Raw genomic sequence first — 21185 nt, forward strand, 5'->3', positions numbered from 1 at the left:
TATTTCAAAGGCGGCCGGAGAGATCATCCAAAGCCGCGCGCAAATCCGTGAACTGGAAAGTGAAACCCGCTTCCAGCAAGCGTGCCGGCACGGCCCTTTGGCCACCCAGCAACAACAATGACATTTCGCCAAGCCCGACCTTCAGCGCCAGGGCCGGCATCGGCATGAACGCCGGACGGTGCAGCACGCTGCCCAGCGTCTTGGCAAACTCGCGATTGCGCACCGGTTTCGGTGCGCAGGCATTATAAGGACCGCTCGCCTGATCGCGGTGCAGAAGAAAATCAATCAGGGCGATTTGATCATCGATGTGAATCCACGGCATCCACTGCCGACCATTGCCCAGCGGCCCACCCAACCCGAGTTTGAACGGCAGCAACAGCCGCGACAAAAAGCCGCCCTCGGCCGACAGCACCAGCCCGGTTCGCACCAGCACCACGCGGATGCCCTGACCTTCGGCACGCTGGGCGGTTTCCTCCCAGGCAATGCACAACTGACTGGCAAAATCGTCGATCACTGGCGGCGAATCTTCGGTCAGCTCGCGTTCGCCGCCGTCGCCGTACCAGCCAACAGCCGAACCGGAGATCAACAACGCCGGTTTCTGCTGCCGTGTTTCCAGCCAGGCCTGCAGGGTTTCGGTGAGCGTGATGCGGCTGCTCCACAACAGCGCCTTGCGCCGATGGGTCCATGGCCGATCCGCGATCGGCGCACCGGCCAGGTTGACCACCGCGTCCAGCGGTTCGTTGCCGAAGTCTTCGAGACGCGCAATTGCACGCACCTGCGCGCCACAGATTTTCGCGACCTTTTCCGGGCGTCGACTCCACACCGTCAATTGATGGCCCTGCCCCGACCAGTGTCGGCAGAGCTGACGGCCTATCAAACCAGTACCGCCGGTCAGCAATATGCGCATGACTTCTTCCTCGCGTGGCGTTTTACCCGGATCACTAGTCTATTTTTATAAGCAGGGATCTTTTCTATCGGGCAGGCTCTATTGTTTAACCATAGGCCAAGCTGTCAGAACGAGAACGCTAGAAGTTATACCAAAAAACAAAATTGTACAGGTTTCATTGACGGCGTAGTCTGTACAGAAAGGTAAACGAGGCCCCTATGACTGTACCTATCGCAATCATCGGCACCGGCATCGCCGGACTCTCCGCCGCGCAGGCGCTGACAGAGGCCGGACACACCGTCCAGCTCTTCGACAAAAGCCGCGGCAGTGGCGGACGCATGTCGAGCAAACGCAGCGACGCCGGTTCGCTGGACATGGGCGCGCAATACTTCACCGCCCGCGACCGGCGTTTCGTCACCGAAGTGCAACGCTGGCAAAGTCTGGGCTGGGTCGCCGAGTGGACGCCGCAGCTCTACACCTTTCAGGGCGGGCAACTGAATCTGTCGCCGGACGAACAGACGCGCTGGGTCGGCACGCCACGCATGAGCGCGATCACCCGGGGTTTGCTCGACGGTCTGGAAGTGCACTTCGCCTGCCGCATCACCGAGGTGTTTCGCGGTGAAGAACACTGGCACCTGCAGGACGCCGAAGGCTTCACCCACGGTCCCTTCAGTCACGTGGTGATTGCGACGCCAGCGCCGCAAGCCACGGCGTTGCTGGCTGCCGCACCAAAACTCGCTGGCGCCGCCGCCGGGGTGAAAATGGACCCGACCTGGGCCGTCGCCCTCGCCTTCGATACGCCCCTGGATACCCCGATCGAAGGTTGCTTCGTGCAGGACAGCCCCATCGACTGGCTGGCACGCAACCGCAGTAAACCGGGGCGCGATACCACCTGCGACACTTGGGTGCTGCACGCCAGCAGCGCCTGGAGCCGGCAACACATCGACCTGTCCAAGGAAGCGGTCATCGAGCAACTGCACGGTGCATTCGCCGAACTGCTGCACAGCGCGATGCCCGCTCCGACTTTCAGTCTCGCCCACCGCTGGCTCTACGCACGCCCTGCGACCGGCCACGAATGGGGCACGCTGGCCGACGCCGATCTGGGCTTGTACGCCTGCGGCGACTGGTGCCTGTCGGGGCGTGTCGAGGGGGCCTGGCTCAGTGGCCAGGAAGCTGCACGCCGTTTGCACGAACACCTGCAATGAATCGCATCAATCCGCAAAAATTGCTGCTGTCGAAGTGGACAGCAGCCCACCCGCAAAACCGCGAAAAACATTTTCTGGTCACCGAACTGTTCCGGGATGAGGAAGGCACGGTGCTGGAGATCGAGTTGCAGGCGGTGTTGACAAAGCGCGCAGAACGCCTCGATTGGCAGACGTTGAAGAACAACGATCACTGGTTACTGGGCTGGCAATAAAGATCCTGTAGGAGTGAGCCTGCTCGCGATGGCGTCGCATCATTCAACATCAATGCTGCCTCCCACAGTCGATCGTGGTTAACCTGGAAAAACTTATACAAATGAGTTGACTTGTACACGCATGAATCTATGCTGAGGAAAAGTTGTACAGAGATAAATATCTGTACAGGAATAGATTCGAGGTGTGCATGTCCGATCTTTCTGCTTCCCGGCCCAAAATCGCCATCAGCGCCTGCCTGATGGGCGCCGAAGTGCGCTACAACGGCGGGCACAAGGAATCGCGGTTGTGCAGCCGCACCCTTGCCGAGTATTTCGAATTCGTGCCGGTATGTCCGGAAGTCGCGATTGGCCTGGGCATCCCGCGCGAACCGATCCGCCTGATTGGCGATCCCGATGCTCCTGAAGCTATCGGTACGGTCAATCCGCAAATCAATGTCACTGAACCACTGGCAGCCTACGGGCAGAAAATGGCCGGCGAGCTCAATGACATCTGCGGCTATATCTTCATGCAGCAGTCGCCTTCGTGCGGTCTGGAGCGGGTCAAGGTCTATCACGCCAACGGCGCGCCGGTGAACGGAGGCGGCCGTGGCATCTACGCTCAGGCGTTCTGTGCGCAGCACCCTGACCTGCCGGTGGAAGAAGCCGGACGCCTGAACGATCCGGTGTTGCGGGAAAACTTCATCACCCGCGTGCTCGCCTACAGCGCCTGGCAGCAGGTGCTCGAACAAGGCTTGAGCCGCCGCGCACTGACCGAATTCCACTCACGCTACAAATACCTGCTGATGGCACACAACCCTGAGCAATACAAAGCCTTGGGCAAACTGCTGGGCAACATGGCCAAGACCGATCCGGTCGAACTCGGCCCGCGCTATTTCAGCGAGTTGATGAGCGCGTTGAAGAAATGCGCTACCCGCCGCACCCACAGCAACGTGCTGCAACACATCAGCGGCTACCTGAAACAGGCGATCAGCCCGGAAGACAAACAGGAAATGCAGCATGTCATCGGCCAGTACCGCCACGGCATCGTGCCGCTGGTGGTGCCATTGACTCTGCTCAAACACCACTTTCGCCAACACCCGGATCCGTACATTGCGCGGCAGGTTTACTTGCAGCCGCATCCGGAAAACCTCAGCCTGCGAAACGCCATTTGATGAACGACAAACTCGACACCAGCGCCCAGGAAGACCTCGGCGCCGACTTCAAGAAAGCCCTCGACGAGGGCTGGCTGCCGATCCGCGAAGTGGCGCGGCAGACCGGGGTCAACGCCATCACCCTGCGCGCCTGGGAGCGCCGTTACGGGTTGATCGTGCCGCAGCGCACGCCCAAGGGCCATCGCCTGTATTCCAGCGAACATGTGCAACGAATCCTGACCATCCTGACCTGGCTTAATCGAGGCGTGGCTGTCAGTCAGGTCAAACCGTTGCTCGATGCTCCGCAAGCCTTTACCGAGACGGTGGAAAACGACTGGCAACGGCAGCGCCAGTCCTTGCTCGGCGCCGTCATCCAGCTCAATGAGCGCAACCTCGACGATAGCATCAACCAGGCCATGGCCCTGTACCCGCCACGCACCCTGTGCGAGCAATTACTCCTGCCGCTGCTGGCCGAACTCGAGCAGCGCTGGCAAGGCCAGTTCGGCGCACAGATGGAACGGGTGTTCTTTTATTCCTGGTTACGCAGCAAATTCGGCGCGCGCATCTACCATAACAATCGGCAATTACACGCTGCGCCGTTGCTGCTGATCAATCACTCGGACCTGGCACTGGAACCTCACCTGTGGCTATGCGCGTGGCTGATCAGCAGCGCCGACTGCCCGGTGCAAGTGTTCGACTGGCCGCTACCGGCCGGAGAACTGGCGCTGGCGGTCGATCATCTGCAAGCCCGGGGAGTGCTGCTGTATTCCAGCAAGGCGATGAATCTGGCGCAGCTGCCAAAACTGCTGAATGGCATCGGCACTGCAAAAATGCTCGTCGGACCAACGGTATGCATCCACCAGACCGAGTTGTCCGTAAGAACCCCTGAGATCGCTGATCTGATCCTGGCCGAAGACCCGCTCTCGGCACATCAGGAACTGGTGCAGCGTGGGCTGATTTAATGGAAACCGCGATGCAATTGATCTGGCTGCGCAGCGACCTGCGCCTACATGACAACACCGCCCTCGCGGCCGCCGCAGCGCGCGGCCCGACGGTTGCCGTGTATCTGTTGAGCCCGCAGCAATGGCTGGAACATGACGACGCCGCGTGCAAGGTCGACTTCTGGCTGCGCAACCTGCGTGAGCTGAGCAGTCGCCTCGGCGATCTGAACATCCCATTACTGCTGCGCACCGCCAATCATTGGGATCAGGCCCCGGCGGTGCTGCTCGAGCTTTGTGTGCAATTGAATATTCAAGCTGTGCACGTCAACGAAGAATATGGCATCCACGAAAGCCAGCGCGACGCCGCGGTGGCCGTGGCCCTGAAGAGCAAAGGCATCGCTTTCCACAGCTACCTTGACCAACTGCTGTTCAAGCCCGGCACGGTACTGACCAAAACCGAAACCTACTTTCAGGTGTTCAGCCAGTTCCGCAAGGTCTGCTATGAACGCCTGCACCGCTCGATGCCGGCGCTGGTCAAGACGCCCGGCAAACAGGCAAAGCTGAACATCGACAGCGATCCGGTGCCGGCATCCGTCGCCGGTTTTGCAACGCCGAGCGAGTCTTTGCGCACACTGTGGCCGGCCGGCGAACAGGAAGCCCGGCGCCGTCTCGACACCTTCGCCGACGCGCGGATCGACTACTACCAGAGCGAACGCGACTTCCCGGCCAAACCCGGCACCAGTCAACTTTCCGCGTACCTCGCCGCCGGGGTGATTTCGCCGCGCCAATGCCTGCATGCGGCCTTGCAAAGCAATCAGGGCGAGTTCGACAGCGGCAAGGTCGGCGCGGTGACCTGGATCAACGAGCTGCTGTGGCGCGAGTTCTACAAACACATTCTGGTGGGCTACCCACGGGTTTCGCGCCACCGCGCATTTCGCCCGGAAACCGAAGCCCTGGCCTGGCGTGATGCGCCGGACGATCTGGCGGCTTGGCAAGAGGCGCGCACCGGTTTGCCAATCATCGATGCGGCCATGCGCCAACTGCTGGAAACCGGCTGGATGCATAACCGCTTGCGGATGATTGTGGCGATGTTCCTGACCAAGAATCTGCTGATCGACTGGCGTGAAGGCGAGCGCTTTTTCATGCGTAACTTGATCGACGGCGATCTGGCGGCGAACAACGGTGGCTGGCAATGGAGTTCTTCGACCGGCACCGATTCGGCGCCGTACTTCCGCATCTTCAATCCGTTGAGCCAATCGGAAAAATTCGACAGCGAAGGCCTGTTCATCAAGCACTGGCTGCCTGAGCTGGCCGGCCTGAACAAGAAGGAAGTACACAACCCGGCCAGCGCAGGCGGACTGTTCGGCGTGGCGGATTATCCGGCGCCGATCGTCAATCTCGGGGCTTCGCGCGAACGCGCGCTGGCGGCGTTCAAGAACCTGCCGTCGCGCTCGTCTATGGAAGAAGTTCATGAGTGAATTCCTGCGCCGCTTCGCCCGCCAGTTCGCCGAGTTGAACAAAGACAACTTGCAACGTCTGGGCGAGCTGTACAGCGATGACATTCACTTCACCGACCCGCTGCATGAAGTGCAGGGGCTGGTGCAACTGCGACATTACTTCAGCGAGCTGTACGCCAACGTCAGCGAACTGCGCTTCGATTTCCACGGCTTCGACCAGATCGCTGACGGTGAAGGTTACCTGCGCTGGGTCATGAGTTACCGCCACCCGCGTCTGGCCGGTGGTCAATTGATTCGCGTCGCCGGGTGTTCGCACCTGCTGTGGCGGGACAAGGTTTATCGCCACCGGGATTATTTCGATGCCGGGGCCATGCTGTATGAACATTTACCCGTATTGGGCCGGGTGATCGCCTGGTTGAAAAGGAGAATGGGATGAGTCGTACACCTCCACGGCGTTATTGGCTGACCGGTGCCAGCAGTGGCATCGGCGCAGCACTGGCTGAAGACATTCTGAAAAGCGGCGCGCATCTGGCTGTAAGCTCGCGTCAGGTGGCACCGCTCAAAGTGCTGTCGCAACGTTATCCGGAGCAGGTGCTGGTGGTGGCCGGCGATCTGACCAACAGTCAGACCGTGCGCGAAATCGGCCAGCAGATCGAACAGGCCTGGGGCTCGCTCGACAGCGTGATTCTCAATGCCGGCACCTGCGAGTACGTCGATGCGCGACAGTTCGATGCCTCGATCATCGAACATGTGGTGCGCACCAACCTGCTCGCCAGCAGTTACTGCATCGAAGCGGCCCTGCCGTTGCTGCGCAAAGGCACCGCGCCGCATCTGATCGGCATGGCCAGTTCCGTGACCTACCTGCCGCTGCCCCGAGCCGAAGCCTACGGCGCGTCGAAAGCCGGGCTGCGCTATCTGTTCGAATCGCTGCGGATCGACCTGGCCGTCGAGGGCATCGATGTCACCATCATCAGCCCGGGTTTTGTCGAAACCCCGCTGACCGCCAAGAATGACTTCCCGATGCCGTTGAGCTGGCCTGTGGATAAAGCGGCGCGGCACATCTTCGCCAAGCTCAAGGATCGTCCGCTGGAGATCGCCTTTCCGGCACTGTTCATGGCGGCGCTTTGGCCACTGTCGAAGCTGCCGGCGCGCCTGCAACTGGCGATCGGCAAGCGCATGGTGCGCAGCAACCCACCGCTGCGAGACCCGATATGAAGATTGCCATTGTCGGCAGCGGAATCGCCGGCCTGACCTGCGCCCACCTGCTCAATCGCCGACACGACATCACGGTGTTCGAGGCCAGCGACTGGGTCGGCGGTCACACGCATACCGTGCAGGTGACCGTCGATGGCCGCGAATATGCGGTGGACACTGGGTTCATCGTGTTCAACGACTGGACATATCCGAACTTCATTCGATTGCTCGGCCAGCTCGGCGTGTCGTTCAAACCGACGGAAATGAGCTTCTCGGTCACCGACCCGGACACCGGTCTGGAATACAACGGCAACAACCTCAACAGCCTCTTCGCCCAGCGCAGCAACCTGCTGTCCCCGGGGTTTTGGGGCATGTTGCGCGACATTCTGCGCTTCAATAAAGAAGCCCAGCGCGACCTCGCCGAACAACGCATTGCCGCCGATACCACGCTCGACGATTACCTCAAGGCTGGCGGTTATGGCGAACGTTTCATCCTGCATTACATCGTGCCGATGGGCTCGGCGATCTGGTCGATGCCGATGGCCGAGATGCTCAATTTCCCGCTGCAATTCTTTGTGCGCTTCTTCAAGAATCATGGCCTGCTGTCAGTCAGTGATCGCCCGCAATGGCAGGTGATCGAGGGCGGCTCCAGTGCCTATGTCGCGCCACTGACCGCAGCGTTCCAGGACAAGATCCGCCTCAGTTGCCCGGTGACGCGCATCGATCGCGATGAACACGGCGTGGTTATCCACAGCCCGGCCGGCATCGAGCGTTTCGACAAAGTCGTGCTTGCCTGCCACAGCGACCAGGCCCTGCAATTGCTTGGCACGCCAAGCCAGGCGGAACGCTCGATCCTCGGCGCCCTGCCCTATGCCGATAACGAAGTCGTGCTGCATACCGATACCCGTCTGCTGCCGACCCGAAAACTGGCGTGGGCCAGCTGGAACTATCGCTTGAGCGGCGCCGGCCATACCCACGCGGCCGTCACTTACGACATGAACATCCTGCAGGGTATTCAGAGTGACACCACGTTCTGCGTCAGCCTCAATCAGAGCGCCGGGATCAGCCCGTTCAAGGTGCTCGCCAAATACACCTACGCCCACCCGCAATTCAGCCTCGCGGCGGTGGCGGCGCAAAACCGCTGGGCCGAACTCGACGGTCAGCAGCACACCCATTATTGCGGCGCCTACTGGGCCAACGGCTTTCATGAGGACGGCGTGGTCAGCGCGTTGCGCGTGGCCGCCGCGTTCGGGGAAAGCTTATGAACAGCGCCCTGTACAGCGGCTGGATTGGCCATCGGCGCTTTTCGCCCAGACGCCACGAATTCCGTTACCGGATCGGTCTGTTGTACCTCGATCTGGCGGAACAGGACGCCGTGTTCGGCCTGTCGCCGTTTGCCAGTCGCAGCCGCTTTGCAGCGTTTTCGTTTCGCGAAACCGACTACCTGAAAACCTTCACCGGCAATGGAATGCGCCTGATCGACGCGGTGCGCCAGCAAGTCGGCGTCGCCATCGGCCATCAACCGCAGGGTTCGATCTGCCTGCTGACCCAACCGCGCAGTTGGGGTCTGGCGTTCAATCCAGTGAGTTTCTTTTATTGCCACGAGGCCGACGGGCAACTGGCGGCGATTCTCTGCGAAGTCACCAACACGCCGTGGCGCGAGCGTTATCACTACGTGCTGCCGGCCCGCACACCGACCGACCTGCAAGACTTTCACCAGCACTTCGCCGTGGCCAAGGCCTTTCATGTCTCGCCGTTTTTGCCGCGTGACCTCGAGTACCGCATGAGCTTCAGCCCGGCTGCGCAAAAGCTCGGCGTGCACATGGCCGACTGGCAGGGTGAGCACAAGCTGTTCGACGCCACGCTCAATCTGCGGCGCGAACCCCTCGACCGCCACAGCCTGCACCGCTACTTGCGACGTTTTCCGTGGATGACCGCGAAAACCTGTCTGGCGATTTATTGGCAAGCCGTGCGCCTGTTGCTCAAGCGTGCCCCGATTTTTGCTCATCAGGCTGCCGACGGCAGCTTTCAGATCGCCACTGTGCCTCCCAAGGAGCACCGCCATGAAATCCTCTAGCCTGTCGGTCAGTCGCTTCAGCACCAACGGTTTGACCGGTTCGCTGCTGCGTCGCGGCGTTTTGCGGCAACTCAGTCAGCTCAAACACGGGCAATTGCTGGTGGTCGAGGATGGCGAACGCCTGATGTTCGGCACGCCGGGCAGCCACCTGCTCGGCGAAATCCATGTGCAGGACGCGGCGGTGTGGGGCATGGTCGCCGGCAACGGATCGATTGGTGCCGGCGAAGCGTTTATCCACGGTTACTGGAGTTCGCCGGACCTGACGGCGGTCGTGCGCGTGTTCGTCAGCAACCTCGACGTGCTCGACGCCATGGAGCGCGGTCTGGCCCGCCTCAGCCGGCCCCTGGTGCAAGGCCTGCACTGGCTCAACCGCAACACGCGCAAGGGTTCGCAGAAAAACATCGCGGCGCACTATGACCTCGGCAACGATCTGTTCGAACAGTTTCTCGACCCGACCATGATGTATTCGGCGGCGCAGTTCCTCAGTCCCGAAGACAGCCTGGAACAGGCTCAGTTGAACAAGCTGGAACGGATCTGCCAGAAGCTCGCACTCAAGCCCGAAGATCATCTGCTGGAGATCGGCACCGGTTGGGGCAGCATGGCGCTGTACGCCGCGCAGCATTACGGTTGCCGTGTCACCACCACAACACTGTCGAAAGAGCAGTACGCGTTTACCGCCAGGCGCATTGAAGCACTGGGGTTGCAGGATCGGGTAACGCTGCTGCTCACCGACTACCGCGACCTCACCGGCGAATACGACAAACTGGTGTCGATCGAGATGATCGAAGCGGTCGGTCACCGCTTCCTGCCCACCTATTTCAAGCAATGCGCGCACCTGCTCAAGAGCAACGGCCTGATGCTGTTGCAGGCGATCACCATCCGCGAGCAGCGCTACGAGCAGGCCAAGCGCGGCGTCGACTTCATCCAGCGCTACATCTTCCCCGGCGGTGCCCTGCCCTGCGTGCAGAAGATGCTCGAAGTGGTCAGCCGCGAGACCGACATGAACCTGCTGCACATGGAAGATTTCGGCCTGCACTACGCCCGCACCCTGCGCCTGTGGCACGAAAACTTTCGCCGCGCCCATGGCCGTTTGAGCGAGTTGGGTTACGACGATTACTTCCTGCGGCTGTGGGAGTTTTACCTGTGCTACTGCGAGGGCGGGTTTCTGGAGCGCACCATCGGCACCGCGCAACTGCTGCTGGCCAAACCGGCCGCGATGCCGGCGCCGTTGCTCGGACGCTTCGATGCTTGAGCGGCTGACCAATGCCGTGCTGTTCCAGGTCGGCTGGCTGGCCTGCGTGCTCGGCGGCGACAGTCTGTGGCTGCTGCTGGCGCTGGCGGTGCTGGTGGTCCATTTTGGTTGGATCAGCAGTTGGGCGGAGGAAGGTCGCCTGATCCTCAGCGTGGTGCTTGTCGGTACAGCCGTAGACAGTCTGTTGCGCGCTGCCGGCGTGTTCGAATTCCAGGACCTGTCGCCACTGATTCCGCTGTGGCTGATGCTGCTCTGGGCCTTGCTCGCGACCACGTTGCGTCACTGTCTGCAATGGAGCGCCCGCCCGTGGTGGCTGGCCAGCGGACTCGGTGCAGTGGGCGGCGCCGTGTCCTATTACGGCGGCGGACAGCTGGCCGGCGTGCAATTTCCTTACGGTGAAGTGCCGACCCTGATCGGCATAGGCCTGCTGTGGGCGCTGCTGTTTCCGCTGCTGCATGCCATGGCTCGGCGGCTGGCCCACTGAGCGTCTGTCAGGCCTTTCACACAGCAACCGGCGGCTGCCTTACACTGCGCAGCATGAAAACCATTCCCCACCAGCAAATCACCGAGCCCGCGGTCACCTGTTCAACCTGCGCAGCGTGCTGTTGCCAGCTCGAAGTGATGCTGATCACCGACACCGGCGTGCCCGAACGCTTTATCGATACCGATGAGTGGGGTGGTGAAGTAATGCTGCGTCTGGACGACGGCTGGTGCGCGGCGCTGGATCGCGACAGCATGATGTGCACGATCTATGAGAAACGCCCGCTGATCTGTCGCGAATTCGAGATGGGTGCACCGGAGTGCATTGAAGAACGCAAAGGCATTGCCACTGCTTACCGTTGATTTCAACAGCAGCTCAAAACCAATGTGGGAGCGGGCTTGCTCGCGAATGCGGTGTGTCAGTCAATTGTGTTGTCGACTGACACACCGCATTCGCGAGCAAGCCCGCTCCCACAAAGATTTGTGCAAGCTGCAGTTACAGCGGCATCGTGTAATGCAGCGCGTAGCTTTCTACACCGTCGTTGCTGCTGGCCAGGCCGGCGTTGGAATAGTGCGTCGCCCGAATCCCCACTTCATGCCCGCCATTGAAGCGCAGACCAAAACCGATACGGTCTTCGAACTGGAAAGAGCCGCCGATGTTGTTGCTTTCATACTTGGTGTTGGAGAACGCTGCGACACCAATACCCGCCTCAACGTACGGCTTGACTGACTGACCGGCAAACTCGTAAACGAATACCGGGGAGAACGACAGGCTGTTGTTGCTGGAAGTCTTGTCACCCTCCCAGTAAGTGTAAGCGCCGCTCCAGTAACCGGTCAGGCGACCGACATCACTTTGCAGCCAGCTCTTGTCCCAATCGAAATTCATGCCCAGGCGATAAGTCATGGTCGAATCGCTGGTCGCACCCACTGCAAATTCAACACCTGCAGCTTGCGCGGTAATACTTTGCCCCATCAGTGCGGCCGCAATCGCGGCCAAGCAGAATAGTCGCTTCACTTTGAAACTTCCTTTTCCGGAACGATCGTTTGGTTTTCTAGATAACTCATCGCTATAGAAGCTAGCGCCTGATTAGAAGTTCAGCTGTTTTTCTAGTTATTTCACATTTTTTTTACAAGCTGAATTTTTCGACGTCGCCGGCAACCTGACCCAACAGGGGCAGGGTCTTGCGGAAGAACGCGGGGTCGGCACTGGTCCAGAATCTGACCGGGCGGTTCGGCCCCTTGGCGAGCAGATCACGTTCGGCCAGCAACCGTTGCAGTTGCCGCGCTACGGCTGCGCCAGTGTCAATCAGGCTGATGCTGTCGGGAATCATCGTCTTGAGCATCGGCTTGAGAAACGGATAGTGAGTGCAACCGAGAATGATCGTGTCGCAACCGTTGGCCAGCAGCGGGTCGACGTAATGCTGCAGCAACGTGCGCAACTCGGCGCTGTGCAGATCACCGCTTTCAATCAGTTCCACCAGGCCGGGGCACGGCTGGGTGATGACGCGAACGTCAGCAGCGAAGCGGTCAAGCAACGCGGCGAACTTGGCACTCTGCAACGTGCCGGTGGTGGCGAGTACGCCCACCACACCGCTGCGGGTAGCGGCAGCTGCGGGTTTGACCGCTGGCTCCATGCCAACGATCGGCCACTCGGGGAAATCACGGCGCAGATCGGCAACCGCGGCCACCGTCGCCGTGTTGCAGGCGATCACCAGGGCCTTGGCGCCCTGCTCGCGGAAAAAACCGGCCATCACGTTGCAACGCTGGCGGATGAACTCCGGGGTTTTCTCGCCGTAGGGAATATGCCCGCAATCGGCGAAATACAGCAGTGATTCATGGGGCAGCAAACGCTGGATTTCAGCCAGTACCGACAAGCCGCCGACACCAGAATCGAACACCGCGATCGGCGCCTCACGCATGCTGCGAACCACAGACGCTGCACCCCGGATCGCGCTTGACCCGCAATTCACGGAAGCGCGAACCCAAGGCATCGATCAACAGCAAACGACCCACCAACGGTTCGCCAAAACCGACCAGCACTTTCAACGCTTCAAGCGCCTGCAGACTGCCGACCAGCCCCACCAGCGGCCCGACCACACCGGCTTCGCTGCAGGTCAGTTCGGCTTCGCTGCCATGCCCGTACAGGCAGTGGTAGCACGGACTTTCCGGGCGACGCGGGTCGAATACCGACAACTGCCCTTCCAGACGAATCGCCGCGCCGCTGACCAGCGGCTTGCACGCGGCCACGCACGCGGCGTTGACCGCTTCGCGGGTGGAAAAGTTATCGGAGCAGTCGAGCACCAGATCCACCGCCGAAACGGCGGAGGCCAGGGAATCCTCGTCCAGCGCCTGACGATGGGCAATCAGTTGAATCTCGGGATTGATCGCGCTCAGGCGCTTGAGCGCCGAGTCGACCTTGCTCATGCCGACGCTGTCGGTGTCATGAATGATCTGGCGCTGCAGGTTGGTCAGGTCGACCGTGTCGAAATCCGCCAGATGCAACTCACCGACACCGGCCGCCGCCAGGTACAGCGCAACCGGCGCACCGAGACCGCCGAGGCCGACAATCAGCACACGGCTGTCTTTCAGCTTCAGTTGCCCATCGATATCGATGTGTTGCAGCAGAATCTGCCGGCTGTAGCGCAGCAACTCCTGATCATTCAGCACGGCAGGCGCCCCAGGCTGATCCGTTGATGGCCGCCCAGATCGGTGCGGCTGTGGACTTGTTCAAAACCACGGGTGAGCAGCAGATCACGCACGGCCTCGGCTTGATCATAGCCGTGTTCGAGCATCAGCCAGCCGCCGGCTTCCAGATGATCCGGGGCCTGGGCGACAATCAGGCGCAGATCGTCGAGCCCGTCGACACCGGCCACCAGCGCACTGGCCGGTTCGAAGCGCACGTCGCCCTCGACCAGATGCGGGTCGGCAGCCGCGATGTACGGCGGGTTGCTGATGATCAGATTGAAGCGCTGGCCTTCGAGGGCGCTGAACCAGTGGCTGCTCAGCACCGTGGCGTTGTTCAGGTTCAGACGCTGGCGATTGCGCTCGGCCAACGCGACGGCTTCCAGCACGCGATCCACCGCCGTGACCTTCCACGCCAGACGCTCGCTGGCCAGGGCCAACGCAATCGCGCCGCTGCCGGTGCCCAGATCGAGGACTTTCGCCGGCGTTGCCGCCAGCAGCTCCAGCGCGGCCTCGACCAGCAATTCGGTGTCCGGGCGCGGGATCAGCGTGTGCGGCGCGACTTCCAGATCGAGCTTCCAGAACCCCTGCTGACCAAGGATGTAGGCCACCGGCTCGCCACTTCGACGCCGTTGCAGGTACTCGGTAAAAATCAGCACCGCTTCGCTGGGTACGATGCGCTCGGGCCAGGTGTGCAGGAAGCTTCGCGATTTGCCCAGTGCCGCTGCCAGGAGCAATTCGGCATCCAGGCGCGCGGTGGGCGAGTCCGGCAATTCGGCAGCGCGCAACAGACTGGCAATGATGGTCATTTATTCACCTATCGCTGCAAGCTGGTCGGCCTGGTATTCGGCCAGCAAAGGCTCGATCACCGCTTCAACGCCACCGGCGAGGATTTCATCAAGGGAGTACAGGGTCAGGTTGACGCGATGGTCAGTGACCCGGCCCTGGGCAAAGTTGTACGTGCGAATGCGCTCGGAACGGTCACCGGAACCGACCAGCAACTTACGCTCGCTGGCAATCGCATTCGCCGCCGCGGCGGTCTGCTGATCGTTGAGCTTGGCCGACAGCCAGGCCATCGCCCGGGCACGGTTCTTGTGCTGGGAACGTTCTTCCTGACACTCGACGACGGTGCCGGTCGGTATGTGCGTGATGCGGATCGCCGAGTCGGTGGTGTTGACGTGCTGACCACCGGCCCCGGAGGAGCGGTAAGTATCGACACGCAGATCCGCCGGGTTGATCTCGATGGCTTCCCGTTCGTCCGGCTCGGGCAACACCGCCACGGTGCAGGCCGAGGTGTGGATACGGCCCTGGGATTCGGTGGCGGGTACACGCTGTACGCGGTGCGCGCCGGACTCGAATTTCAGCTTGCCGTAAACGTTGTCGCCTTCAATGCGGGCGATGACTTCTTTATAGCCACCGTGCTCGCCTTCGTTTTCCGAAAGAATCTCCACGCGCCAGCCACGTCGTTCGGCGTAACGCGAGTACATGCGGAACAGATCGCCGGAGAAGATCGCCGCCTCGTCGCCACCGGTACCGGCGCGAATTTCGAGAAAGACGTTACGCCCGTCATTGGGATCCTTGGGCAGCAACATGCGCTGCAGATCATCTTCCAGCCTGATCAGCAATTCCTTGGCTTCGCGGACTTCTTCCACAGCCATTTCACGCATGTCCGGGTCGCTGTCCTTGAGCAGCGCCTGGGCGCCTTCAAGATCACTTTGTACGCCGAGCAGCTTTTTATAGCCTTGTACCACCGGCTCGAGTTCGGCGTATTCCTTGGAATAGGCGCGGAATCTGGCCTGATCGGCAATGACTTCGCCGTCGCCGAGCAGCGCGGTCAGTTCCTCGAAACGGTCCTGGAGGGTGTCCAGCTTGTTGAGCAGTGACGCTTTCATTGCGGTTTTTTATCCGAAAAACTATCCGGTGAGCCCTCGAGGGCGAAGAGTTCCTGGGCCATGGCCAGCGCATCGAGGCGGCCTTCGGCAGAAAGCTTTTTCAATTGCACGCTGGGCGCATGCAACAGTTTATTGGTCAGGCCGCGGGCCAGTTGCCCGAGCACCTCTTCGGCGTTGCCGCCGTTGGCCAGCAGACGCAGGGCTTTTTGCAGCTCCTCGTCGCGCAGGCGTTCGCTTTGTTGCCGATAAGCCTTGAGCACATCGACCGCCGCCAGCTCACGCAGACGCACCATGAAATCGTCGGCGCCGACCGAGACCATCTCTTCCGCCGCCTGGGCTGCACCCTGACGACTCTTGAGGTTCTCGGCGACCACTTCGTGCAGATCGTCGACGCTGTACAGGTAAACGTCGTCGAGTTCGCCGACTTCCGGCTCGATGTCGCGGGGTACGGCGATGTCGACCATGAAGATCGGCTTGTGCTTGCGCTGCTTCAGCGCGCTTTCCACCGCACCCTTGCCGAGGATCGGCAACTGGCTGGCGGTCGAACTGATCACGATATCGCTGCGCACCAGTTCCGCCGGAATGTCCGACAGCAGCACCGCGTGCGCGCCGAACTGCTCGGCCAGCAGGCTGGCGCGTTCCAGCGTACGGTTGGCGACCACGATGCGCTTGACCCCCAGCTCATGCAAATGGCGGGCGACCAGCGTGATGGTCTCGCCAGCGCCTATCAGCAGGGCCTGACTGCGTTGCAGGTCGCTGAAAATCTGTTTGGCCAGACTGACCGCGGCAAACGCCACGGACACCGGGTTTTCGCCGATGGCGGTGTCGGTACGCACTTGCTTGGCGGCATTGAACGTCGCTTGAAACAGCCGCCCCAGCAGCGGGCCGATGGTCCCGGCCTCGCGAGCCACGGCGTAAGCCGATTTCATCTGGCCGAGAATCTGCGGTTCGCCCAGCACCAGCGAGTCGAGCCCGGAGGCGACGCGCATCATGTGACGAACTGCCGCATCATCTTCATGCACATAAGCACTCGCGCGCAGCTCATCGAGGCTTAAATGGTGATAATCGGCCAGCCAGCGCAGAACCAGATCAGCCGAAACCTGATCCTGTTCTATATACAGCTCACTGCGATTGCAGGTGGAGAGGATCGCAGCTTCGCGGCTGTCGGTGAGTCGGCAGAGCTGCTGCAAGGCCTCCACCAGCTGCTCAGGGGTAAAGGCCACGCGCTCGCGGACGTCTACTGAAGCAGTCTTGTGGTTAATACCGAGTGCAAGGAAGGCCATTCAAGGTCGCTGATGGTGACGTGAAGCCGGCAATTGTCCTACTTCGTCAGATTCAGAACAACTACCGCTGACTATTGTCCCAATTGTCGGCCACTATAAAGGCCACATTCGAGACTCGGTTATGTTTGGCCGAAGGCTTGTGTCATGATGATCCGACCGCAGGTTAGTCGTCCTCTTCCTATATGAATAGATCTTCCGCGTTGCTCCTTGCTTTTGTCTTCCTCAGCGGCTGCCAGGCCATGGCACCCGTTTCGCCGGACGGTACCCCGCCGGTCGAAGACACCGCGTCCACGCCTGAAAAACCCAAGGTTTACAGCTCGTTCAGCGAGGAAACCGTTTTCAGCCTGCTGAGCGCCGAACTCGCCGGCCAGCGCAATCGGTTCGACATTGCCCTGGACAACTACGTGACCCAGGCGATCAATACTCAGGACCCGGGGGTTTCCGAGCGCGCGTTCCGCATCGCCGAATACCTCGGTGCCGACCAGCCTGCGCTGGATACCGCCCTGATCTGGGCAAAAAACGCTCCGGACGACCTGGAAGCGCAACGCGCCGCCGCCGTGCAACTGGCCCGCGCCGGGCGTTATGACGACTCCATGGTCTATATGGAGAAAGTCCTGCAAGGCAAGGGCGACACCCATTTCGACTTCCTCGCCCTGTCGGCGGCCGATACCGATCAGGAAACCCGCAACGGCCTGATGAAAAGTTTCGACCGTCTGCTACAGCGCCACCCGAAGAACAGCCAGCTGATTTTCGGCAAGGCCCTGCTGCTGCAACAGGACGGCGACAATAAAGCCGCCCTGACCCTGCTCGAAGACAACCCGCCGGAAGAAGGCGAGATTGCGCCGATCCTGCTGCGCGCGCGTCTGCTGCAAACCATGAATCGTGGCGACGAAGCCCTGCCGCTGTTGCGGAAAAGCATCAAGAAATACCCGGACGACAAACGCCTGCGCCTGACTTATGCGCGCACGCTGGTTGAACAGGACCGGATGGATGACGCCAAGGTCGAGTTCTCCACCCTCGTTCAGCAATACCCGGAAGACGACGAACTGCGTTATTCGCTGGCACTGGTGTGCCTGGAAGCCAAGGCCTGGGACGAGGCCAAGGGTTACCTGGAAGACCTGATCGCCCGGGAAAGCCACGTTGACTCGGCACACCTGAACCTCGGTCGCATCGCCGAAGAACGCAACGACCCGCAGGGCGCGCTGATCGAATACGCGCAGGTCGGCCCTGGCAATGACTATCTGCCGGCGCAACTGCGTCAGGCCGATATTCTGATGAACAACGGCAAGACCGCCGAAGCCCAGAGCAAATTGGCGGCCGAGCGCGATGCCCAGCCGGATTACGCGATCCAGCTGTATCTGATCGAATCCGAAACCCTGTCGGCCAACAAACAGGACGACAAGGCCTGGAAAACCCTGGATAAAGCCTTGCAGCAATACCCGGACGATCTGAATCTGCTCTACACCCGCGCCATGCTCGCGGAAAAACGCAATGATCTGGCACAGATGGAAAAAGACCTGCGTCTGATCATCAAGCGCGACCCGGACAACGCCATGGCGCTCAATGCGCTGGGCTATACCCTGTCCGATCGCACCACCCGCTACGCTGAAGCCAAGGCCCTGATCGAACAGGCACACCAGATCAATCCGGAAGACCCGGCGGTACTCGACAGCCTCGGCTGGGTGAATTTTCGCATGGGCAACCTGGACGACGCCGAGAAATATCTGCGTCAGGCGCTCGAGCGTTTCCCGGACCACGAAGTCGCCGCGCACCTGGGCGAAGTTCTGTGGGTCAAGGGCAATCAGCGCGAGGCCAAACAAGTCTGGGGCAAGTACCTCAAAGATCAGCCCGACAGCACCATCCTGCGCAGCACCATCAAGCGCCTGACCGGATCCGAGACTCTTTAACTCATGTTTTTGCGCCACGTTATTGTTTTCAGCTTCATCGCCCTGCTCGCCGGTTGCGCGGGTTTCGGCGCTCGCGAATCGGTCGAGGGCCACGGCAGTCCGGCTCAGTGGGCCGCGAACAAACAACAGCTGACCGGCCTCGACGGCTGGCAGATCGACGGCAAGATCGGCATTCGCGCACCGAAAGATTCCGGTAGCGGCACGCTGTTCTGGCTGCAACGCCAGGACTACTATGACATTCGCCTGTCCGGCCCGCTGGGTCGTGGCGCGGCACGTCTGACCGGGCGCCCGGGCAAGGTTTCGCTGGAAGTCGCCAATCAGGGCCGCTATGACTCCGAGTCACCGGAAGCGCTGCTCGAAGAGCAACTCGGCTGGAAGCTACCGGTGTCGAATCTGGCCTGGTGGGTTCGTGGCCTGCCGGCCCCCAGCAGCAAAAGCCGTCTGACCCTCGATAACGACAGTCGCCTGGCCAATCTGGAACAGGACGGCTGGAAGGTCGAGTACCTCAGCTACGCCGAGCAAAACGGTTACTGGCTGCCCGAGCGGATCAAGCTGCACGGCACCGATCTGGACGTGACGCTGGTAATCAAGACCTGGCAACCGCGCAAATTGGGGCAATAAAGCATGACCGCTCCACGTCTGACGCTGCCGTCGCCGGCCAAGCTCAACCTGATGCTGCACATTCTCGGACGCCGCGCGGACGGCTACCACGAATTGCAGACGCTGTTTCAGTTTGTCGATTACGGCGACGAAATCACCTTCGCCGTGCGCGATGACGGCGTGATTCAGCTGCACACCGAATTCGCTGGCGTGCCCCACGACAGCAACCTGATCGTGCGCGCGGCGAAAATGCTTCAGCAACAGTCCGGCTGCACACTCGGCATCGACATCTGGATCGACAAGGTGCTGCCCATGGGCGGCGGGATCGGTGGCGGCAGCTCGAATGCGGCGACCACCCTGCTCGGCCTTAATCACTTGTGGCAACTGGGCTGGGATGAAGATCGCCTCGCGGCACTGGGCCTTTCGCTCGGTGCAGACGTGCCGGTTTTCGTCCGTGGCCATGCAGCTTTTGCCGAAGGCGTGGGCGAGAAACTGACCCCGGTCGACCCCGAAGAACCGTGGTATCTGGTGCTTGTGCCGCAAGTCTCTGTAAGTACGGCAGAAATTTTTTCCGATCCTTTGTTGACACGTAACACGCCGCCCATTAAAGTGCGCCCCGTTCCCGAGGGAAACAGTCGAAATGACTGCTTGCCGGTGGTTGCAAGGCGTTATCCAGAAGTACGTAACGCATTGGATTTGTTAGGTAAATTTACCGAAGCAAAACTCACCGGAACTGGAAGTTGTGTGTTTGGGGGCTTCCCAAGCAAAGCTGAAGCTGATAAAGTCTCGGCCCTTCTGACAGAGACCCTTACAGGGTTTGTAGCGAAAGGAAGCAACGTTTCGATGTTGCATCGCAAGCTGCAAAGTCTGCTCTAAAAGGAATCAAGTGCAAGGCACTTGAAGCAACAGATACAGGGGCGTCGCCAAGCGGTAAGGCAGCAGGTTTTGATCCTGCCATGCGTTGGTTCGAATCCAGCCGCCCCTGCCATTTTCTATACTCATCCAGGTTACCCTCAGCCTCTAGGTACTGCGCGTGTCCAAGATGATGGTCTTTACGGGGAACGCTAACCCCGATCTGGCTCGGCGTGTTGTACGTCAGCTGCATATCCCTCTCGGTGACATCTCTGTCGGCAAATTTTCCGACGGCGAAATTACTGCCGAGATCAATGAAAACGTTCGCGGTAAAGACGTTTTCATTATTCAGCCGACTTGCGCTCCGACCAACGATAACCTGATGGAACTGGTAGTGATGGCTGATGCCTTCCGCCGCTCCTCGGCTACTCGTATTACTGCTGTTATTCCTTATTTTGGTTATGCCCGTCAGGATCGCCGTCCGCGTTCCGCACGTGTGGCTATCAGCGCGAAAGTCGTTGCTGACATGCTTACCGTAGTCGGCATCGACCGTGTTCTCACGGTTGATTTGCATGCTGACCAGATTCAGGGCTTCTTCGATATTCCGGTAGATAACATCTACGGCTCCCCGGTTCTGGTGGATGACATTGAAGATCAGCGCTTCGAAAACCTGATGATCGTGTCCCCGGACATTGGTGGCGTCGTGCGTGCACGGGCTGTTGCCAAATCCCTGGGCGTGGATCTCGGGATCATCGACAAACGCCGTGAGAAAGCCAATCACTCTGAAGTGATGCATATCATCGGTGATGTCGAAGGGCGTACCTGCATTCTGGTCGATGACATGGTCGATACCGCCGGCACTCTGTGCCACGCGGCCAAGGCCCTGAAAGAGCATGGCGCAGCCAAGGTCTTTGCCTACTGCACACACCCTGTGCTGTCGGGTCGGGCCATTGAGAATATCGAAAATTCCGTGCTGGACGAGCTGGTGGTGACTAACACCATCCCGCTGTCCGCTGCAGCACAAGCCTGTGCACGTATCCGTCAACTGGATATCGCACCGGTTGTTGCCGAAGCGGTTCGCCGCATCAGCAATGAAGAATCGATCAGCGCGATGTTCCGTTAAGGGCCCTGCCCT

23 protein-coding genes and 1 tRNA gene are annotated in these 21185 nt (G+C 60.4%); 17 read left to right on the top strand and 7 right to left on the bottom strand.

Annotated features, from left to right (window positions below; all coding sequences use genetic code 11):
- Nucleotides 1-4 precede the first annotated feature (4 nt).
- Nucleotides 5-907, bottom strand: a complete 903-nt coding sequence (locus M0808_RS19240; protein ID WP_247842148.1) for a TIGR01777 family oxidoreductase — start codon at nucleotides 905-907, stop codon at nucleotides 5-7.
- 197 nt (nucleotides 908-1104) lie between these two features.
- Here M0808_RS19240 and M0808_RS19245 point away from each other — a divergent pair, with 197 nt between their 5' ends.
- The 12 genes from M0808_RS19245 to M0808_RS19300 all read left to right on the top strand — a co-directional run bounded on the left by M0808_RS19245 (nucleotide 1105) and on the right by M0808_RS19300 (nucleotide 11197).
- Nucleotides 1105-2091 carry an FAD-dependent oxidoreductase gene (locus tag M0808_RS19245; RefSeq protein ID WP_007967686.1) on the top strand — a complete coding sequence of 329 codons (987 nt, stop codon included), beginning with the start codon at nucleotides 1105-1107 and terminating at the stop codon, nucleotides 2089-2091.
- Nucleotides 2088-2303, top strand: coding sequence for a TIGR02450 family Trp-rich protein (locus M0808_RS19250; protein ID WP_027612220.1), 216 nt, complete (start codon nucleotides 2088-2090; stop codon nucleotides 2301-2303). Before M0808_RS19245 ends, M0808_RS19250 begins: the two co-directional genes overlap by 4 nt.
- 188 nt (nucleotides 2304-2491) lie before the next feature.
- Nucleotides 2492-3454: a DUF523 and DUF1722 domain-containing protein gene (locus M0808_RS19255; RefSeq protein ID WP_247842149.1), complete on the top strand. Its 963-nt coding sequence runs from the start codon at nucleotides 2492-2494 to the stop codon at nucleotides 3452-3454.
- Entirely contained in the window at nucleotides 3454-4395 is a 942-nt protein-coding gene (locus M0808_RS19260; RefSeq protein ID WP_096797277.1) for a MerR family transcriptional regulator, read from the top strand. The genes M0808_RS19255 and M0808_RS19260 overlap by 1 nt, the downstream gene beginning before the upstream one ends.
- Before the next feature lie 11 nt (nucleotides 4396-4406).
- Nucleotides 4407-5852 carry a deoxyribodipyrimidine photo-lyase gene (gene phrB / locus M0808_RS19265; protein ID WP_247842150.1) on the top strand — a complete coding sequence of 482 codons (1446 nt, stop codon included), beginning with the start codon at nucleotides 4407-4409 and terminating at the stop codon, nucleotides 5850-5852.
- The gene (locus M0808_RS19270; protein ID WP_027612224.1) at nucleotides 5845-6267 is read left to right on the top strand and encodes a nuclear transport factor 2 family protein; all 423 of its coding nucleotides are present in this window, start codon (nucleotides 5845-5847) and stop codon (nucleotides 6265-6267) included. The genes phrB and M0808_RS19270 overlap by 8 nt, the downstream gene beginning before the upstream one ends.
- Nucleotides 6264-7046, top strand: coding sequence for an SDR family NAD(P)-dependent oxidoreductase (locus tag M0808_RS19275; RefSeq protein WP_247842151.1), 783 nt, complete (start codon nucleotides 6264-6266; stop codon nucleotides 7044-7046). Before M0808_RS19270 ends, M0808_RS19275 begins: the two co-directional genes overlap by 4 nt.
- Nucleotides 7043-8290, top strand: a complete 1248-nt coding sequence (locus M0808_RS19280; RefSeq protein WP_223008306.1) for an FAD-dependent oxidoreductase — start codon at nucleotides 7043-7045, stop codon at nucleotides 8288-8290. The genes M0808_RS19275 and M0808_RS19280 overlap by 4 nt, the downstream gene beginning before the upstream one ends.
- Complete coding sequence (locus M0808_RS19285) at nucleotides 8287-9102, top strand: DUF1365 domain-containing protein (protein ID WP_247842152.1); 816 nt, start codon at nucleotides 8287-8289, stop codon at nucleotides 9100-9102. The genes M0808_RS19280 and M0808_RS19285 overlap by 4 nt, the downstream gene beginning before the upstream one ends.
- Entirely contained in the window at nucleotides 9089-10354 is a 1266-nt protein-coding gene (locus M0808_RS19290) for a cyclopropane-fatty-acyl-phospholipid synthase family protein (protein WP_098965574.1), read from the top strand. Before M0808_RS19285 ends, M0808_RS19290 begins: the two co-directional genes overlap by 14 nt.
- Nucleotides 10347-10838 (top strand): DUF2878 domain-containing protein, encoded by a 492-nt coding sequence (locus tag M0808_RS19295; protein ID WP_247842153.1) that lies wholly within the window; start codon nucleotides 10347-10349, stop codon nucleotides 10836-10838. The genes M0808_RS19290 and M0808_RS19295 overlap by 8 nt, the downstream gene beginning before the upstream one ends.
- A gap of 53 nt (nucleotides 10839-10891) precedes the next feature.
- The gene (locus M0808_RS19300; RefSeq protein WP_007967664.1) at nucleotides 10892-11197 is read left to right on the top strand and encodes a YkgJ family cysteine cluster protein; all 306 of its coding nucleotides are present in this window, start codon (nucleotides 10892-10894) and stop codon (nucleotides 11195-11197) included.
- Between the two features lie 133 nt (nucleotides 11198-11330).
- Here M0808_RS19300 and M0808_RS19305 read toward each other — a convergent pair whose 3' ends face one another.
- The 6 genes from M0808_RS19305 to hemA form a co-directional block, all read right to left on the bottom strand.
- Complete coding sequence (locus tag M0808_RS19305; RefSeq protein WP_027612230.1) at nucleotides 11331-11849, bottom strand: acyloxyacyl hydrolase; 519 nt, start codon at nucleotides 11847-11849, stop codon at nucleotides 11331-11333.
- Between the two features lie 112 nt (nucleotides 11850-11961).
- Complete coding sequence (gene murI / locus M0808_RS19310; RefSeq protein WP_139054167.1) at nucleotides 11962-12753, bottom strand: glutamate racemase; 792 nt, start codon at nucleotides 12751-12753, stop codon at nucleotides 11962-11964.
- The gene (locus M0808_RS19315) at nucleotides 12746-13501 is read right to left on the bottom strand and encodes a molybdopterin-synthase adenylyltransferase MoeB (protein WP_247842154.1); all 756 of its coding nucleotides are present in this window, start codon (nucleotides 13499-13501) and stop codon (nucleotides 12746-12748) included. The genes murI and M0808_RS19315 overlap by 8 nt, the downstream gene beginning before the upstream one ends.
- Nucleotides 13495-14325, bottom strand: coding sequence for a peptide chain release factor N(5)-glutamine methyltransferase (prmC, locus tag M0808_RS19320; protein WP_247842155.1), 831 nt, complete (start codon nucleotides 14323-14325; stop codon nucleotides 13495-13497). The genes M0808_RS19315 and prmC overlap by 7 nt, the downstream gene beginning before the upstream one ends.
- Nucleotides 14326-15408 (bottom strand): peptide chain release factor 1, encoded by a 1083-nt coding sequence (prfA, locus tag M0808_RS19325; RefSeq protein ID WP_098965583.1) that lies wholly within the window; start codon nucleotides 15406-15408, stop codon nucleotides 14326-14328.
- Entirely contained in the window at nucleotides 15405-16691 is a 1287-nt protein-coding gene (gene hemA, locus M0808_RS19330) for a glutamyl-tRNA reductase (protein ID WP_064589169.1), read from the bottom strand. The genes prfA and hemA overlap by 4 nt, the downstream gene beginning before the upstream one ends.
- A 182-nt stretch (nucleotides 16692-16873) precedes the next feature.
- Here hemA and M0808_RS19335 point away from each other — a divergent pair, with 182 nt between their 5' ends.
- From M0808_RS19335 to M0808_RS19355, 5 genes are all read left to right on the top strand, one after another.
- Nucleotides 16874-18598 (top strand): tetratricopeptide repeat protein, encoded by a 1725-nt coding sequence (locus M0808_RS19335; RefSeq protein WP_096797286.1) that lies wholly within the window; start codon nucleotides 16874-16876, stop codon nucleotides 18596-18598.
- Nucleotides 18599-18601: 3 nt separating this feature from the next.
- The gene (gene lolB, locus M0808_RS19340) at nucleotides 18602-19219 is read left to right on the top strand and encodes a lipoprotein insertase outer membrane protein LolB (RefSeq protein ID WP_095136807.1); all 618 of its coding nucleotides are present in this window, start codon (nucleotides 18602-18604) and stop codon (nucleotides 19217-19219) included.
- 3 nt (nucleotides 19220-19222) lie between these two features.
- Nucleotides 19223-20074, top strand: a complete 852-nt coding sequence (ispE, locus tag M0808_RS19345) for a 4-(cytidine 5'-diphospho)-2-C-methyl-D-erythritol kinase (protein WP_003228157.1) — start codon at nucleotides 19223-19225, stop codon at nucleotides 20072-20074.
- 37 nt (nucleotides 20075-20111) lie between these two features.
- Nucleotides 20112-20186 (top strand) — tRNA-Gln (locus M0808_RS19350).
- A 45-nt stretch (nucleotides 20187-20231) separates the two neighbouring features.
- Entirely contained in the window at nucleotides 20232-21173 is a 942-nt protein-coding gene (locus M0808_RS19355; protein ID WP_003171603.1) for a ribose-phosphate pyrophosphokinase, read from the top strand.
- The last annotated feature ends 12 nt before the right edge of the window (nucleotides 21174-21185 follow it).

This window comes from Pseudomonas sp. MWU12-3103b (genome assembly GCF_023100615.1).
GTDB lineage: Bacteria > Pseudomonadota > Gammaproteobacteria > Pseudomonadales > Pseudomonadaceae > Aquipseudomonas > Aquipseudomonas putida_A.

Excerpts from the sequence above, each read along its gene's own strand:
- M0808_RS19240 (WP_247842148.1), bottom strand. The coding sequence starts at position 907 with ATGCGCATATTGCTGACCGGCGGTACTGGTTTGATAGGCCGTCAGCTC.
- M0808_RS19245 (WP_007967686.1), top strand. The coding sequence starts at position 1,105 with ATGACTGTACCTATCGCAATCATCGGCACCGGCATCGCCGGACTCTCC.
- M0808_RS19250 (WP_027612220.1), top strand. The coding sequence starts at position 2,088 with ATGAATCGCATCAATCCGCAAAAATTGCTGCTGTCGAAGTGGACAGCA.
- M0808_RS19255 (WP_247842149.1), top strand. The coding sequence starts at position 2,492 with ATGTCCGATCTTTCTGCTTCCCGGCCCAAAATCGCCATCAGCGCCTGC.
- M0808_RS19260 (WP_096797277.1), top strand. The coding sequence starts at position 3,454 with ATGAACGACAAACTCGACACCAGCGCCCAGGAAGACCTCGGCGCCGAC.
- phrB (WP_247842150.1), top strand. The coding sequence starts at position 4,407 with ATGCAATTGATCTGGCTGCGCAGCGACCTGCGCCTACATGACAACACC.
- M0808_RS19270 (WP_027612224.1), top strand. The coding sequence starts at position 5,845 with ATGAGTGAATTCCTGCGCCGCTTCGCCCGCCAGTTCGCCGAGTTGAAC.
- M0808_RS19275 (WP_247842151.1), top strand. The coding sequence starts at position 6,264 with ATGAGTCGTACACCTCCACGGCGTTATTGGCTGACCGGTGCCAGCAGT.
- M0808_RS19280 (WP_223008306.1), top strand. The coding sequence starts at position 7,043 with ATGAAGATTGCCATTGTCGGCAGCGGAATCGCCGGCCTGACCTGCGCC.
- M0808_RS19285 (WP_247842152.1), top strand. The coding sequence starts at position 8,287 with ATGAACAGCGCCCTGTACAGCGGCTGGATTGGCCATCGGCGCTTTTCG.
- M0808_RS19290 (WP_098965574.1), top strand. The coding sequence starts at position 9,089 with ATGAAATCCTCTAGCCTGTCGGTCAGTCGCTTCAGCACCAACGGTTTG.
- M0808_RS19295 (WP_247842153.1), top strand. The coding sequence starts at position 10,347 with ATGCTTGAGCGGCTGACCAATGCCGTGCTGTTCCAGGTCGGCTGGCTG.
- M0808_RS19300 (WP_007967664.1), top strand. The coding sequence starts at position 10,892 with ATGAAAACCATTCCCCACCAGCAAATCACCGAGCCCGCGGTCACCTGT.
- murI (WP_139054167.1), bottom strand. The coding sequence starts at position 12,753 with ATGCGTGAGGCGCCGATCGCGGTGTTCGATTCTGGTGTCGGCGGCTTG.
- prmC (WP_247842155.1), bottom strand. The coding sequence starts at position 14,325 with ATGACCATCATTGCCAGTCTGTTGCGCGCTGCCGAATTGCCGGACTCG.
- prfA (WP_098965583.1), bottom strand. The coding sequence starts at position 15,408 with ATGAAAGCGTCACTGCTCAACAAGCTGGACACCCTCCAGGACCGTTTC.
- hemA (WP_064589169.1), bottom strand. The coding sequence starts at position 16,691 with ATGGCCTTCCTTGCACTCGGTATTAACCACAAGACTGCTTCAGTAGAC.
- M0808_RS19335 (WP_096797286.1), top strand. The coding sequence starts at position 16,874 with ATGAATAGATCTTCCGCGTTGCTCCTTGCTTTTGTCTTCCTCAGCGGC.
- lolB (WP_095136807.1), top strand. The coding sequence starts at position 18,602 with ATGTTTTTGCGCCACGTTATTGTTTTCAGCTTCATCGCCCTGCTCGCC.
- ispE (WP_003228157.1), top strand. The coding sequence starts at position 19,223 with ATGACCGCTCCACGTCTGACGCTGCCGTCGCCGGCCAAGCTCAACCTG.